Below are 12,871 nucleotides of genomic sequence, written 5' to 3'. Positions count from 1 at the left end.
AATCGTGAGATGAGGCATGATGCGGCCCGATCGCTTCATGCCGAAGCCGGACCGCGACGGGGTGGAATGGCGCAGCCGACCTTCTTCAAAAAGCCGCCAGCCTCGGCGCTGGCGGACATTGCCGCGCAGACCAAGGCGCAGCTCGTCGACCCCGCCAGGGGCGGCCACATCATCACGGGCCTTGCTTCGCTCGACGAAGCCGGCCCGATGCATCTGGCGTTCTTCGACAACCTCAAATATGCCGACGAGCTCAAGGCGACCAAGGCGGGGGCCTGCTTGGTGAGCCCGCGCTTCGAGGCCCAGGTGCCTGCGCATGTGGCCGTGCTGCGGGTGGCGCAGCCGTTCCGCGCCTTCGTCGGGCTCGCGCGGGAATGGCACGCCGATGCGTTGCGCCCGCAGTCCTGGTTCGGAAATGACGGCATTGCGCCGTCGGCGATCATCGATTCCTCGGCCCGGCTCGAGGACGACGTCGTCGTCGAGCCGCTGACCGTCATCGGTCCGGACGTCGAGATCGGCAGCGGCACCGTGATCGGGGCCGGCGCGGTCATCGGTCCCGGGGTCAAGATCGGCCGGGACTGCAATGTCGGCGCCCGCACGGCAATCCAGTGCTCGCTGATCGGCAACAACGTGCTGATCCATCCCGGCTGCTCGATCGGCCAGGACGGCTACGGCTTCATCTTCTTCGGCCCCGAGGGCCATCTGAAGGTGCCCCAGACCGGTCGCGTGCTGATCCAGAACAATGTGGAAGTCGGCGCCGGCACCACCATCGATCGCGGATCTCTGCGCGACACCGTGATCGGGGAGGGTACCAAAATCGACAATCAGGTCCAGATCGGCCACAATGTAACCATCGGCCGGAACTGCCTTCTGGCGGCCCAGATCGGGCTCGCGGGCAGCCTGACGATCGGCGACAACGTGGCGCTGGGAGCTAAGGTTGGCATCAACAATCATCTCAAGATCGGCGACGGGGCCCAGGTCACCGCGATGAGCGGCGTCAAGGACGACATCCCGCCGAACGGACGCTGGGGCGGCTTCTTTGCCAAGCCGACCAAGCAGTGGTTCAAGGAAATTATCGCGGTGGAGCGCCTGGTACGCGACAGCAAGGCCGATCCGAAGAACGAGGGACGGGAATGACGGCGGAATCACCAATCAAGTTCGAGCTGGTCGATATCAATGCGATCCTCCGGACGCTGCCGCACCGTTTTCCGATGCTACTGATCGACCGCGTGATCAACATCCGCGCCGACTACAGCGGCATCGGCATCAAGAACGTCACCTTCAACGAGCCGGCCTTCCAGGGGCATTTCCCGGAGCGCCCGGTCTATCCCGGCGTCATGATGATCGAAGCGATGGCGCAGACCGCAGGCGTGATCGGCATCACCTCGGTCGAGGGCACCGAGAAGCCGCGGGCGGTGTATTTCCTCACCATCGACAAGTGCAAGTTCCGCAAGCCCGTGCTGCCCGGCGATACCATCGAATATCACATGCGTTCGATCGGACGCCGCAAGGCGATGTGGTGGTTTCACGGCGATGCCAAGGTCAACGGCCAGATCGTTGCGGAAGCCGACGTCGGCGCCATGCTGAAGGACTGAGCCAAGTCGGGACTAAGCCAAGTCAGCTTCTCAGCACGCGGGTAGGGCACGCGTAACGGCCGGCTGTGAGATCGCGCTTGATGTTCTGGTTGAAGAACTGGCCCATCGACGGTGCGCCCAGCAGCCGCTCGACCGTGTCCGCCGTCACGCCGCAATAGCGGTCATACGCGCCGTTCACCGCGACGATGAGGTGTTGCTGCGCAGGGTCGTAGCAGACCCGCTGAAGCACGGTGCTGCGGGTGATGTCGCGGCATTCGAATGTCCGAAGATCGACCAAGCCACGTTCGCCGGTCTCGACCGTCTCGGACACGATTGGTGTGGTCGCGAGCTGTGCGAGCAGGATTGCCAGGGCCCTGACCATGATGACCTCAAGCTCCACATGAACGCGTTGACGCGTTGGGAAGGCCGGCTTATCCGGCACCTGAAACACGCCGAGATGATACGTCACTGGACAGATTGGGCATAGTCGCGCTAACCAGCGGAAAACCGAGCGACTTCAACACCTAATCAGACCTTCTTGATGAGTCAGATTGCTTGATGAGTAAGATTGATCCCACCGCACGGGTCGAGGACGGCGCCGTGATCGGCGAGGGCACCGAGATCGGACCCTTTTGCATCATCGGCCCGCATGTCGTGATCGGCGCGAACTGCAAGCTGATCGGACATGTGCACGTCACGGCGCAGACCACGATCGGCGACAATTGCACCATCTATCCCTTCGCCTCGCTGGGCACGCCGCCGCAGTCGCTCAGCTACCGCGGTGAGCTGACGAAGCTCACGATCGGCTCGGGCTGCACCATCCGCGAATCCGTGACCATGAATGCCGGGACCGTCGCCGGCGGCGGCATCACCACGGTCGGCGACCGCGGTTATTTCATGAACTGCAGCCATGTCGGCCATGACTGCCATGTCGGCAGCGACGTGATCTTCGCGACGTCGGCGACGCTCGGCGGTCACGCGGAGATCGGCGACTTCGTCTTCATCGGCGGTCTGTCCGCGGTGCACCAGTTTACCCGCATCGGCCCGCAGGTGATGGTCGGCGGCGTCTGCGGCGTGCGCGACGACATCATTCCGTTCGGTCTCGTCAACGGCCAATACGCCGTGCTCGAGGGCCTCAACATCATCGGCATGAAGCGGCGCAAGTTCACCAAGCAACGGCTCGCGACCGTGCGCGGGTTCTACCAAAAGCTGTTCCATGGCCCCGGCATGTTCGCCGAGCGGCTCGCTGCAGCCCAGCCGCTTGCGGGCGAAGATCCCGCGATCGCCGAAATCCTCGACTTCATCGGCAAGGGCAAGCACCGCCCGCTCTGTCTTCCCGCCATCGCGAAGTGATGTCGGGATGGCCGCGGGCATGACATCGGCGGCTGCGGAGATTTCATCACCGGTCGGCGTGGTCGCCGGCGGCGGCGCGATGCCGTTCGCGGTCGCCGACTCGCTCGTTGCGCGCGGCATCACGCCGGTGCTGTTCCCGCTGCGCGGGGCCTGCGATCCGGCGCGGGTGGAGAAATTCCGCCATCGCTGGATCTCGGTTGGCCAGCTCGGCCGCGCCATGCGGCTGTTCCGGGAGGAGGGCTGCCGCGACCTGATCTTCATCGGCACATTGGTGCGGCCCTCGCTGTCCGAGATCCGGTTCGACGTCAAGACGTTGCGCCTGCTCGGCAACGTCATCCGCGCCTTTCGCGGCGGCGACGATCATCTTTTGTCCGGCGTCGGCCGCATCCTCGAGCAGGACGGCTTCCGCATGGTCGGCATCAAGGATGTCGCGCCTGACCTGCTGATGCCCGAGGGCTGCATCAGCCGCGCCTGGCCGAACGACAACAGCAAGACCGACATCGAGCGCGGCCGGGCGGTGTTGGCTGCGCTCGGTCCGTTCGACATCGGCCAGGCGGCGGTCGTGATCGACGGCCATGTGGTGGCGGTGGAGGACATCGAGGGCACCGATGCGCTGCTCGCACGCGTGGCGCGCCTGCGCGAAGAGGGCCGCATCCGTGCCGCCACCGGGCGCGGCGTGCTGGTGAAGGCGCCGAAGAGCGGCCAGGATCTGCGATTCGATCTGCCGACGATCGGCCCGCGCACCCTCGAAGGTGTCGCGAAGGCCGGCCTTGCCGGCATCGCCGTCATCGCCGGCAACACCATCGCCGCCGAGCCGCAGGCGATGATCGCGTTTGCCGACGCAAAGTATCTCTTCGTCATTGGTCTGCCGGCGTGATGCAGACCCGCGATCCCAAGCGCAAGATTTTCCTGGTCGCGACGGAGGAATCCGGCGACCGGCTCGGCAGCGCCTTGATGAAGGTGCTGCGTCAGCGGCTCGGCGACGGCGTGCAGTTCGTCGGCGTCGGCGGCCGCACCATGGCGCGCGAGGGGCTGGAGACGCTGTTTCCGATCGAGGAGCTGTCGATCGTCGGTTTTGCGGCGGTGGTGCAGCAATTGCCGAAGATCCTGCGGCTGATCCGCGAGACGGCCGATGCGGTGGCCGAGGCCGCGCCCGACGCGCTCGTGATCATCGACAGTCCCGACTTCACCCATCGCGTGGCCCGCCGCGTGCGTGCGAAGAATCCCGCGATTCCGGTCGTCGATTATGTCTCGCCGCAGCTCTGGGCCTGGCGGCCGGGCCGGGCGCGGACCATGCTCGGCTATGTCGATCATGTGCTCGGCCTGTTGCCGTTCGAGCCGGAGGAATACCGCAAGCTCGGCGGGCCGCCATGCAGCTATGTCGGCCATCCCCTGGTCGAGCAATTGGGCTCGCTGCGGCCAAATCCGGAGGAGCAGGCACGCCGCGATGCCGAGCCGCCGGTTCTGCTGGTGCTGCCCGGCAGCCGCCGCAGCGAGATCAGGCATCATCTCGAGGTGTTCGGCGCGACGCTCGGTCGGCTCCAGGCGGAGGGGCGCGCGTTCGAATTGATGCTGCCGACCATGCCGCATCTCGAAGCCACCATCCGCCAGGGCATCGCGAGCTGGCCGGTCAAGCCGCAGATCGTGATCGACGAAAACGAAAGGCGCGCCGCGTTCCGGATCGCGCGTGCGGCGCTGGCAAAATCCGGCACGGTGACATTGGAGCTCGCGCTGTCGGGCATTCCAATGGTGACGGCGTATCGCGTCGGCGCGATCGAAGCCTTCATCCTGCGCCGCGCGATCCGCGTCTCCTCGGTGATCCTCGCCAATCTCGTGATCGGCGAGGATGTCGTCCCGGAGTATTTGCAGGAGGACTGCACGCCGGAGAAGCTGGCGCCGGCACTGACGAACGTTCTCATGGACACGCCGCTGCGCAAGCGGCAGGTCGAGGCGTTCGCGCGGCTCGACAGCATCATGTCGACCGGCAACAAGCCGCCGAGCGTGCTCGCCGCCGACATCGTGCTGACGACGATGCGCAAGGGCAAGCGATAAGAGACAGTCTCGTAGGGTGGGCAAAGCGCAAGCGTGCCCACCATTTCTTTTCAGTCGCGGGAAGACGTGGGCACGCTGCGCTTTGCCCACCCTACGGCATTAACCCAAGCCGCCATCGACCCGGAGGCACTGGCTGGTGATCCGCTGGCTCTCGTCGGACGCGAGGAACAGCGCCATGTTCGCGATGTCATCCGGCGTCACCGCGTCGGGGACGGCTTGGCGCGTGCGGCGAATCTCGGCGATGATCTGCTCGTCCGGATACCACAGCCGGCGCTGCCGCTCGGTGATCACCATGCCCGGAGCGATCGCGTTGACGCGGATGCGGTCGGGGCCGACCGACCGGGCGAGCGAGTTGGTGAAGCCGACGATCGCCGCCTTGGCCGCGGCGTAGACCGGCAGTGCCGGCGCGCCGCGCATCCACGCCACCGACGACATGTTGATGATCGAGCCGCCGCCGCGCGCCTGCATCTGCGGGACCACCGCCTGGGCTGCGAAGAAGACATGCTTGAGATTGACGCCGATCGCCCAATCGAACTCGGCCGGCGTCACCTCGGCCAGCACCTGGCGCTGGTCATTGGCCGCGTTGTTGAGGAGGACCGCGGCATCGCCGAGCGCCTGACGAACCTGCGCGATCGCAGCGCGCAGAGCGTCAATATCCAGGAGATCGCAGGGCACGAACAGCGGCGCAGGACCGGACGTTCCGGCTGCTTCCCGCGCCAGCGCTTCGCCGGCCTGCGCATCGATATCGAGGAAGGCGACACGGGCGCCCTGTGCCGCAAAGGCGCGCACGAAGGCAGCTCCGATGCCGCTGGCGCCACCGGTGATCAACACCACGCGGCCGGTCAGGCTGGAATAGGTCGTCTGCGTCATGCGATCAGCCGCTCCGTCTCGGGGTCGAACAGGCAAATGCGCCGGGTGTCGAGCGCGAAGGAGGCGGTCGACCCGGGCGCAGGGCGGATATCCGGCGTGATGCGGGCCAGCGCGGACTCGCCGCCGAGCCGCAGCAGCACGATGGTCTCGGCCCCGGTGGGCTCCACCATCTCCACCGGTGCGTCGATGACGATAGGCGCTTCGCCCGAGAACGCGCGGCTGCCCTCGGCGATGCATTCCGGCCTGATGCCGAACACCACTTCGCGGCCGACATAGGCAGCCGCTGCGTCATATCCCTGGAGGCGCAGACGAACCTCGTCCGGTCGCCCGGCGCCGATCACGACCAACGGCCCACCGGCATCGGCCTCCAGCCGCGCCGGCATCGTGTTCATCGGCGGCGAGCCCATGAAGCGGGCGACGAACAGATTGGCGGGATAGCGGTACACGGTGTCGGGATCGGCAAATTGCTGCACCACGCCGCGATGCATCACGGCGATCCGGGTCGCCATCGTCATCGCCTCGATCTGGTCGTGGGTGACATAAATGATGGTGGCGCCGATGCGCTGATGCAGCCGCTTGATCTCCATCCGCATCTCGACGCGCAGCTTGGCGTCCAGATTGGAGAGCGGCTCGTCGAACAGGAAGAGCAGGGGATCGCGGACGAGGGCACGGCCCATCGCGACGCGCTGGCGCTGGCCGCCGGAGAGTTGCGACGGCTTGCGGCCGAGCAGCGGCTCGATCTGGAGCAGCCTCGCCACATTCGCGACGGCCTTGTCCTGCTCCGCTTTCGGCACGTGGCGGCATTCCATGCCGAAGGTGATGTTCTGGCGCACCGTCATCGACGGGTAGAGCGCATAGGACTGGAACACCATGGCGATGTCGCGGTCCTTGGGCGGGACGTCGTTGACGACGCGCCCGCCGATTTCCACCGTGCCAGCACTGGCGCGATCGAGCCCGGCGACGATGTTGAGCAGCGTGGACTTGCCGCAGCCGGACGGACCGACCAGCACGGTGAACTCGCCGCTCTCGATGTCGAGATCGATCTCCTTCAGCACCTCCAGATTGGCGTAGCGCTTCGACAGGGCGCGAATGCTCAGTGCTGTCATGACACATCCATCATTTCACTGCGCCGGCGGTCAGGCCGCGAACAAAGTACCTGCCGCCGAAGAAGTAGATCAGCAAGGTGGGCAGGGCTGCGATGATCACCGCGGCGCTCTGCACACCATGTTTGGGGATATCTGCGACCGGGGCAGACAGCGCGATGAGCGCGGCCGTGACCGGCTGCTGTTGGCCGGTCGTGAATGTTACGCCATAGAGGAACTCATTCCATATATGGGTGAACTGCCAGATCACGGTGACGATCAGGATCGGCGAGGAGAGCGGCAGGATGATGCGCCAGAAAATGCGGAAGAACCCGGCACCATCGATGCGCGCGGCCCTGATCAGCTCATGGGGAATGGCGGCATAATAGTTTCGGCAGAACAGCACTGTGAAGGAGAGCCCCTGGATCGTGTGGATCAGCACGAGGCCCCACAGAGTGTTGATGAGCCCGATGTCCCGCAGCACGATGGTCCAGGGCAAGAGGCGCATCTGCTGGGGCAGGAAGAGGCCAAGGGTGACGATGCCGTAGATCCAGTTATCCCCCCGAAAGCGCCAGAGTGACACGGCGTAACCTGCAACAGCACCGAGCAGGGTCGAGAAGATCGTCGCAGGGATCGTGACGAGCGCGGAGTTCAGCATATAGGGTCGGATGCCGGCGCAAGTCTCGGCGACGCAGAAACCGCTCCAGGCCAGGGCGTAGTTGCCCCAGGCCCAGTGTTGCGGCCAGCCGACCATCGACCCTTGTGCGATCTCCTCGTTTGAGCGGAGCGAGTTCAAGACGACGACGACCAGCGGTGCGAGGTAAGCCACCGCGAACAACGTCACGACGAGGTAGATCAGAGCGCGGCCGGGTACGAAGGTTCGGTCACGCATGGCCGGCCTGCCGTCGCTGGACGTAACGCCACGCTGCATAGGGCAGCAGCACCGCGAGAAGGATGAGCAACATCAGCACCGCCGCCGCCGCACCACGGCCGAGCTGGCTGCGCTGGAACATCAAATCATAGACAACAAGCGCCGGCAGCTGAGTCGCGATTCCCGGCCCGCCATTGGTGAGTGCGCGGACGAGGTCGAAGGCCGAGATCGCGAACTGCAACTGGACAACGACGACAGTGATGGTAATCGGCCAAAGCGTCGGCAGAATGACGCGCCGATAGATTCTGATCGGCCCGGCACCATCGATCTGTGCCGCCTTGATGATCTCGGAATCGACGGAGCGAAGGCCGGCCAGGAACAGCGCCATGGCAAATCCCGAGGATTGCCAGATCGCGGCGATCACGATCGTCCAGATCGCCATGTCGCGATCGACCAGCCAGTCGAACTTGAACGAGGTCCAGCCGAGATCGTGGACGAGCTTCTCGATCCCGATGCCGGGATTGAGCAGCCAGCTCCACACCGTGCCGGTGACGACGAACGACACCGCCAGGGGGTAGAGGAAGATGGATCGCAGCACGTTCTCGCCGCGAATGCGCTGATCGAGCAGAATCGCAAGCAGGAGACCGGTGATCAAGCTGAGCAGTACGAAAGCAACGCCGAACAGCAGCAGATTGTCGAAGGCAATTTGCCAGTTCCGCGACGCGAGGACAGCATTGTAGTTGCGCAAGCCCACCCAGCCCGTAACAGGGACAAGGGTGGAGGGCGTAAACGAAATCCAGATCGTCCAGATCGAAAACGAGACGAGGTGCGCTGCTGACAACAGCAGCGGCACCCAGATCATCAGAACTTCGGGCAGCCGGCCGACCACGCCGGAGATTGCCGGTCGGCCGGGCCGCGTGGCTGTGGAAGCGGCGTCGGTCAACGTGCGCCCTCGACGGCGTCGGCGAGGCGGCTGACGGCCTCATCCGGCTTGATCGTCTTGTTCTTCACATATTCGGTGATGACGTCGATCATCGCTGCGGTCAGGCCGTTTTCCTGCGCCATGTTGTGCGCAAGGCTGAGGACCGCCTGGTTGCTGGCGACAGCGTCTTTCAGCGCTGCGGCGGTGCGCCGCTGGCCGTCCGACCAGCCTTCACCGGACAGATCGACGTCGGTGCGCACGGGGATCGACCCCGTGATTTGCGAGTACATGGTCTGGATCGCCGGATCCATCACGAGCTGCGCCATCAGCATCTGGCCGGCCTGAAGGTCGGCCTCCTTGCGCTGCCAGAAGATGAAAGCGTCGGCATTCAACAGGAACACCGGCTTGCTGTTATCACTGGGGCCGGGAACGATGACGTAGTCGTCAAACTTGAAGCCGGCGTTTTTCAATACGCCCTGCGCCCAGCCGCCCATGATCAGCATGCCCATGTCGCCGTCGACGAAGCGCTTCAAATTGTTTGCATAGGGTTGGGCGCCGACATTGGGATCACACCAGTCGGAGATCTTGCGCGTCTGTGCGAAAGCTGCCTTGATCTCGGGGCCTTCCAGGGCCTTCTTGTCGAGATTCATGAGGGCGGCGCGGTATGCCGTCGGGCTGATGCCGGCCAGGGACGCCTCGAATTTCTGCCCGTCGTCGGCGCGGGTGCCGCCGTTGGCGATGGGGTACGCCATTCCGGCCGACTTCATTTTTCCGGCAAGGTCATTGAAGTCAGCCCAGGTGACGGGGACCTTGTCAGCCTTGGCCTTGTCCATTCCGCGCTTGGAGAGAAACAGCATATTTGTGCTGTAGATCTGCAGCGGCAGTGCGATCCACTTGCCCGCCGGCTTGTGCAATTTTGCAAGGTCCGGCGCGACGACCTTTTCATACCCGGCAGCCGCGACCACGGCGTCGAGATCGACGGTCGGAGCAATCTTCGACCAGGCAGCAATCTCGGGGCCCTTGAGCTGCGAGCAGGCCGGCGGATCGCCGGCGATGATCTGCGCGCGCAGTTTATTCATCATGTCCGTGGTGAATCCGGGGACGGGCGAGTGCTGCCAGACGCCGCCTTTCTCCTCGAACTTCTTGCCGAGCGCGGTGATGGCGGCACCGTCGCTGCCCGCGGACCATTGCGAGATCGCCGTCAGGCGCGGCTTGACCGCGCCTTGCGCGCGGGCAAAGGCCGGCAGTGCGAGCGCGGCAGCGGATCCAGCGAGCAGACGACGCCTTGTTGTGGTGATCGGCATGGCAAGTTCCTCCCGGTGTGAACTTTCGTGGCGCGTTTGAGCCGCGGCTCAGGGCATGTCAGGCGGCCTCCGTCGACGCCGCGGGCATTCCGCCGCGACTGGCGAGACAAAAGGCGGCGAAGGCGAGGGCGGCCTGCGGATCGTTGCCGCTCGAGGGCGGCACGAAGGCGAGGGACAGCTGCGCCAGTTTCCGTCCGCCCAGCAGACAGGCGTCGATCCCCTCGACCACGGCCTTGCGATCGTCTTCCGCGAGCAGCGACGGCCAGCCGCTGATCGCGACGCCGTTGCACGGCTTCACGTTCAGCGTGTTGCCGATCGCAAGGCCAAGCCGGAATAGCCGGCGGCGCAGCTCCTGGCGAACACGCGCTGGGATCGGAATCGTGCTCACCCATTCGTTGCCGAGCTGGAGCAGCTCGGCTTCGGACACGCCGAGGAGCTCGGCAAGGGCCGGAAGCGACGTATAGGCTTCGACGCAGCCATGATGACCGCAGCGGCAGCGTGGTCCGTCGGTGCCGAACACCATGTGGCCAAGCTCGACCGGCTGGAGCGTGTCTTCCTCGATCGGATCGTCCATCCACGTGCCCGCGACGCCCTGGCCGACGAACACGAACAGATGCGCACCGCTGAACGGATAGTTTTCCGTGCGGCAGCGGTGAAAGGTGGCGTGCGCCACTACCGAATTGGTGAACTCGACCGGGACGTTCGCAAACATTTCGCCGAGCATGCCGCTGATATGTCCGAGATCGCAGGGAATGATCGGATTGCCTGATACGCTGAGGCGGCCGAGGCCCGGAATCGTGATGCCGATCTGCGCCGGCGCGATGCGACGGCGGCGCGTCCAGTCGCGCAGCAAGGTCAGCGCCTCGCGAAACGCGCGGCCGACTGTCTCGATCGTCGGCTTTCTCGGCAGCGGCACGCGCTCGGTGTAATGCAGTTCGCCCGACAGGCTGCCAACGCCGACGGTCAGCCACTGACTGTTCAGCTCGAGCGCCGCGAGCGCCACCGAGCCATCAAGTGACACGAGGCCTGTCGGGCCGCCCACATAGGGGGCAGGGCGCCTCACTTCCTCGATCAGGCCTTCGGCCTTCAAGTCAAACAGGATGCGCGACAGGCTTGCTTCCGACAGGCGCACGGCCTTGGCCAGCGGCGGCCGAAACGAGCCGCCCGACTGGAGCAAATGAGTCAAAATGGCAGCACGCGTCTGCCGCCGACTTCTCGGCTGCTCCGGCATTTCCATCCCTGTCGTCATTCTTACTTAGAGTAAGAATGCGCGCGGAGCATTTCGGCTGTCAAGCGGTCGCCGGCGTGACGCATCGACTTGTTGTTGTGCGCGGCAGCAAGAGAGGGTGCGGTCGAGGTCATCGCCCAAACAAAAACGGCGCCATCTTGCGATGGCGCCGTTCCGTTGGACACTTCCGTCGATCTTACTTGCGATCCTTGATCGCGACGTAATCGCGGCGGGGAACGCCGGTGTAGAGCTGGCGCGGGCGGCCGATCTTCTGCTGCGGATCCTCGATCATCTCGCTCCACTGGCTGATCCAGCCGACGGTGCGGGCGACCGCGAACAGCACGGTGAACATCGAGACCGGGAAGCCCATCGCCTTCAGCGTGATGCCCGAATAGAAGTCGACGTTCGGGTAGAGTTTGCGGTCGATGAAGTACTGGTCGCTGAGCGCGATCTTCTCGAGCTCGAGCGCCACCTTCAGCATCGGATCGTCGCCATGGCCGGTCTCCTTGAGCACGGCGTGACACATCTTCTGCATGATCTTGGCGCGCGGATCGTAGTTCTTGTAGACACGGTGACCGAAGCCCATCAGGCGGACTTCGCTGTTCTTGTCCTTCACCTTGGCGATGAATTCCGGAATCTTGTCGACCGAACCGATCTCGGCGAGCATCGCGAGCGCGGCTTCGTTGGCGCCGCCATGCGCCGGGCCCCACAGGCAGGCGATGCCGGCGGCGATGCAGGCGAACGGGTTGGCGCCGGAGGAGCCGGCGATACGCACCGTCGAGGTCGAGGCGTTCTGCTCGTGGTCGGCGTGCAGGATGAAGATCTTGTCCAGCGCGTCAGCGAGCACCGGGTTGATCTTGTACTCCTCGCACGGCACGGCGAAGCACATGTTGAGGAAGTTCTCGGCGAAGGAGAGCGAGTTCTTCGGATACACGAAGGGCTGGCCGACCGTGTACTTGTAGGCCATCGCCGCCAACGTCGGGATCTTCGCGATCATGCGCATGGAAGCGATCATGCGCTGCTTCGGATCGTTGATGTCGGTCGAGTCGTGGTAGAACGCGGCGAGCGCGCCGACCGAGGCCACCATCACCGCCATCGGATGGGCGTCGCGGCGGAAGCCCTGGAAGAAGCGGGCCATCTGCTCGTGGACCATCGTGTGATGGATCACGCGGTCGTCGAAATCCTTCTTCTGGACGGCGGTCGGCAGGTTCCCGTAGAGCAGGAGATAGCAGGTCTCGAGGAAGTCGCCGTTCTCGGCGAGCTGCTCGATCGGATAGCCGCGGTATTCCAGCACGCCGGCGTCGCCGTCGATATAGGTGATCTTGGACTGGCAGCTCGCGGTCGAGGTGAAGCCGGGATCGTAGGTGAACAGGCCGGACTGGCCGTAGAGCTTGCCGATATCGATGACATCAGGTCCGACGCTGCCGCTGTGGATCGGAAGATCGTAATTCTTGTTTCCGACCGTCAGAGTGGCGGTCTTGTTGCTTGCTTGTGCGTCCATCGTAGGTCCCCGATGTATGGTGAAACGGGCCGGACCCGGAAGGCCCCGACGAGATCGCGGGGCAGGCCGGATGTTCCAGAAGGTACGGGGGAGATGGGTATATTATTGCTGTGTGCG

General features: G+C 64.7%; 13 protein-coding genes. 5 read left to right on the top strand and 8 right to left on the bottom strand.

All coding sequences use genetic code 11. The features are described from left to right. The first annotated feature begins 66 nt into the window (after positions 1 to 66). Together lpxD and fabZ are read left to right on the top strand one after the other, a co-directional pair. The gene (gene lpxD / locus I3J27_RS20600) at positions 67 to 1,134 is read left to right on the top strand and encodes a UDP-3-O-(3-hydroxymyristoyl)glucosamine N-acyltransferase (protein ID WP_270160276.1); all 1,068 of its coding nucleotides are present in this window, start codon (positions 67 to 69) and stop codon (positions 1,132 to 1,134) included. Next, on the top strand, positions 1,131 to 1,592 hold the full coding sequence (gene fabZ, locus I3J27_RS20595) for a 3-hydroxyacyl-ACP dehydratase FabZ (RefSeq protein WP_270160275.1): 462 nt from the start codon (positions 1,131 to 1,133) through the stop codon (positions 1,590 to 1,592). The genes lpxD and fabZ overlap by 4 nt, the downstream gene beginning before the upstream one ends. Before the next feature lie 22 nt (positions 1,593 to 1,614). Here fabZ and I3J27_RS20590 read toward each other — a convergent pair whose 3' ends face one another. Next, entirely contained in the window at positions 1,615 to 1,953 is a 339-nt protein-coding gene (locus I3J27_RS20590; protein WP_270172849.1) for a KTSC domain-containing protein, read from the bottom strand. A 176-nt stretch (positions 1,954 to 2,129) separates the two neighbouring features. On the opposite strand from I3J27_RS20590, the gene lpxA reads away from it, so the two are divergent. From lpxA to lpxB, 3 genes are read left to right on the top strand one after another with little or no spacing between them, the layout of a single operon-like run. Next, on the top strand, positions 2,130 to 2,924 hold the full coding sequence (gene lpxA / locus I3J27_RS20585; protein WP_270160274.1) for an acyl-ACP--UDP-N-acetylglucosamine O-acyltransferase: 795 nt from the start codon (positions 2,130 to 2,132) through the stop codon (positions 2,922 to 2,924). Positions 2,925 to 2,943: 19 nt separating this feature from the next. Beyond that, on the top strand, positions 2,944 to 3,801 hold the full coding sequence (locus I3J27_RS20580) for an LpxI family protein (RefSeq protein ID WP_270160273.1): 858 nt from the start codon (positions 2,944 to 2,946) through the stop codon (positions 3,799 to 3,801). Then, positions 3,798 to 4,976: a lipid-A-disaccharide synthase gene (lpxB, locus tag I3J27_RS20575; protein ID WP_270160272.1), complete on the top strand. Its 1,179-nt coding sequence runs from the start codon at positions 3,798 to 3,800 to the stop codon at positions 4,974 to 4,976. Before I3J27_RS20580 ends, lpxB begins: the two co-directional genes overlap by 4 nt. A 99-nt stretch (positions 4,977 to 5,075) precedes the next feature. Here lpxB and I3J27_RS20570 read toward each other — a convergent pair whose 3' ends face one another. The 7 genes from I3J27_RS20570 to gltA form a co-directional block, all read right to left on the bottom strand. Further along, the gene (locus tag I3J27_RS20570; protein ID WP_270160271.1) at positions 5,076 to 5,846 is read right to left on the bottom strand and encodes an SDR family NAD(P)-dependent oxidoreductase; all 771 of its coding nucleotides are present in this window, start codon (positions 5,844 to 5,846) and stop codon (positions 5,076 to 5,078) included. Further along, complete coding sequence (locus I3J27_RS20565; RefSeq protein ID WP_270160270.1) at positions 5,843 to 6,952, bottom strand: ABC transporter ATP-binding protein; 1,110 nt, start codon at positions 6,950 to 6,952, stop codon at positions 5,843 to 5,845. Before I3J27_RS20565 ends, I3J27_RS20570 begins: the two co-directional genes overlap by 4 nt. Positions 6,953 to 6,962: 10 nt before the next feature. After that, complete coding sequence (locus tag I3J27_RS20560) at positions 6,963 to 7,820, bottom strand: carbohydrate ABC transporter permease (RefSeq protein ID WP_270160269.1); 858 nt, start codon at positions 7,818 to 7,820, stop codon at positions 6,963 to 6,965. Further along, on the bottom strand, positions 7,813 to 8,742 hold the full coding sequence (locus I3J27_RS20555) for a carbohydrate ABC transporter permease (protein WP_270160268.1): 930 nt from the start codon (positions 8,740 to 8,742) through the stop codon (positions 7,813 to 7,815). Before I3J27_RS20555 ends, I3J27_RS20560 begins: the two co-directional genes overlap by 8 nt. Further along, positions 8,739 to 10,025 (bottom strand): ABC transporter substrate-binding protein, encoded by a 1,287-nt coding sequence (locus I3J27_RS20550; RefSeq protein ID WP_270160267.1) that lies wholly within the window; start codon positions 10,023 to 10,025, stop codon positions 8,739 to 8,741. Before I3J27_RS20550 ends, I3J27_RS20555 begins: the two co-directional genes overlap by 4 nt. Before the next feature lie 58 nt (positions 10,026 to 10,083). After that, a complete protein-coding gene (locus tag I3J27_RS20545; RefSeq protein ID WP_270160266.1) occupies positions 10,084 to 11,262 on the bottom strand; it encodes an ROK family transcriptional regulator in 1,179 nt (392 codons plus the stop codon). Positions 11,263 to 11,449: 187 nt separating this feature from the next. Then, complete coding sequence (gene gltA / locus I3J27_RS20540) at positions 11,450 to 12,754, bottom strand: citrate synthase (RefSeq protein ID WP_270160265.1); 1,305 nt, start codon at positions 12,752 to 12,754, stop codon at positions 11,450 to 11,452. Positions 12,755 to 12,871 lie beyond the last annotated feature (117 nt).

The organism is Bradyrhizobium xenonodulans, assembly GCF_027594865.1.
Lineage (GTDB): Bacteria > Pseudomonadota > Alphaproteobacteria > Rhizobiales > Xanthobacteraceae > Bradyrhizobium > Bradyrhizobium xenonodulans.
Note: the sequence above shows the minus strand (reverse complement) of the source record. Positions and strands in the feature narration are given on the sequence as shown.

Excerpts from the sequence above, each read along its gene's own strand:
- I3J27_RS20545 (WP_270160266.1), bottom strand. The coding sequence starts at position 11,262 with ATGGAAATGCCGGAGCAGCCGAGAAGTCGGCGGCAGACGCGTGCTGCC.
- I3J27_RS20560 (WP_270160269.1), bottom strand. The coding sequence starts at position 7,820 with ATGCGTGACCGAACCTTCGTACCCGGCCGCGCTCTGATCTACCTCGTC.
- I3J27_RS20580 (WP_270160273.1), top strand. The coding sequence starts at position 2,944 with ATGACATCGGCGGCTGCGGAGATTTCATCACCGGTCGGCGTGGTCGCC.
- lpxA (WP_270160274.1), top strand. The coding sequence starts at position 2,130 with ATGAGTAAGATTGATCCCACCGCACGGGTCGAGGACGGCGCCGTGATC.
- I3J27_RS20570 (WP_270160271.1), bottom strand. The coding sequence starts at position 5,846 with ATGACGCAGACGACCTATTCCAGCCTGACCGGCCGCGTGGTGTTGATC.
- fabZ (WP_270160275.1), top strand. The coding sequence starts at position 1,131 with ATGACGGCGGAATCACCAATCAAGTTCGAGCTGGTCGATATCAATGCG.
- I3J27_RS20590 (WP_270172849.1), bottom strand. The coding sequence starts at position 1,953 with ATGGTCAGGGCCCTGGCAATCCTGCTCGCACAGCTCGCGACCACACCA.
- I3J27_RS20550 (WP_270160267.1), bottom strand. The coding sequence starts at position 10,025 with ATGCCGATCACCACAACAAGGCGTCGTCTGCTCGCTGGATCCGCTGCC.
- I3J27_RS20565 (WP_270160270.1), bottom strand. The coding sequence starts at position 6,952 with ATGACAGCACTGAGCATTCGCGCCCTGTCGAAGCGCTACGCCAATCTG.
- gltA (WP_270160265.1), bottom strand. The coding sequence starts at position 12,754 with ATGGACGCACAAGCAAGCAACAAGACCGCCACTCTGACGGTCGGAAAC.
- lpxD (WP_270160276.1), top strand. The coding sequence starts at position 67 with ATGGCGCAGCCGACCTTCTTCAAAAAGCCGCCAGCCTCGGCGCTGGCG.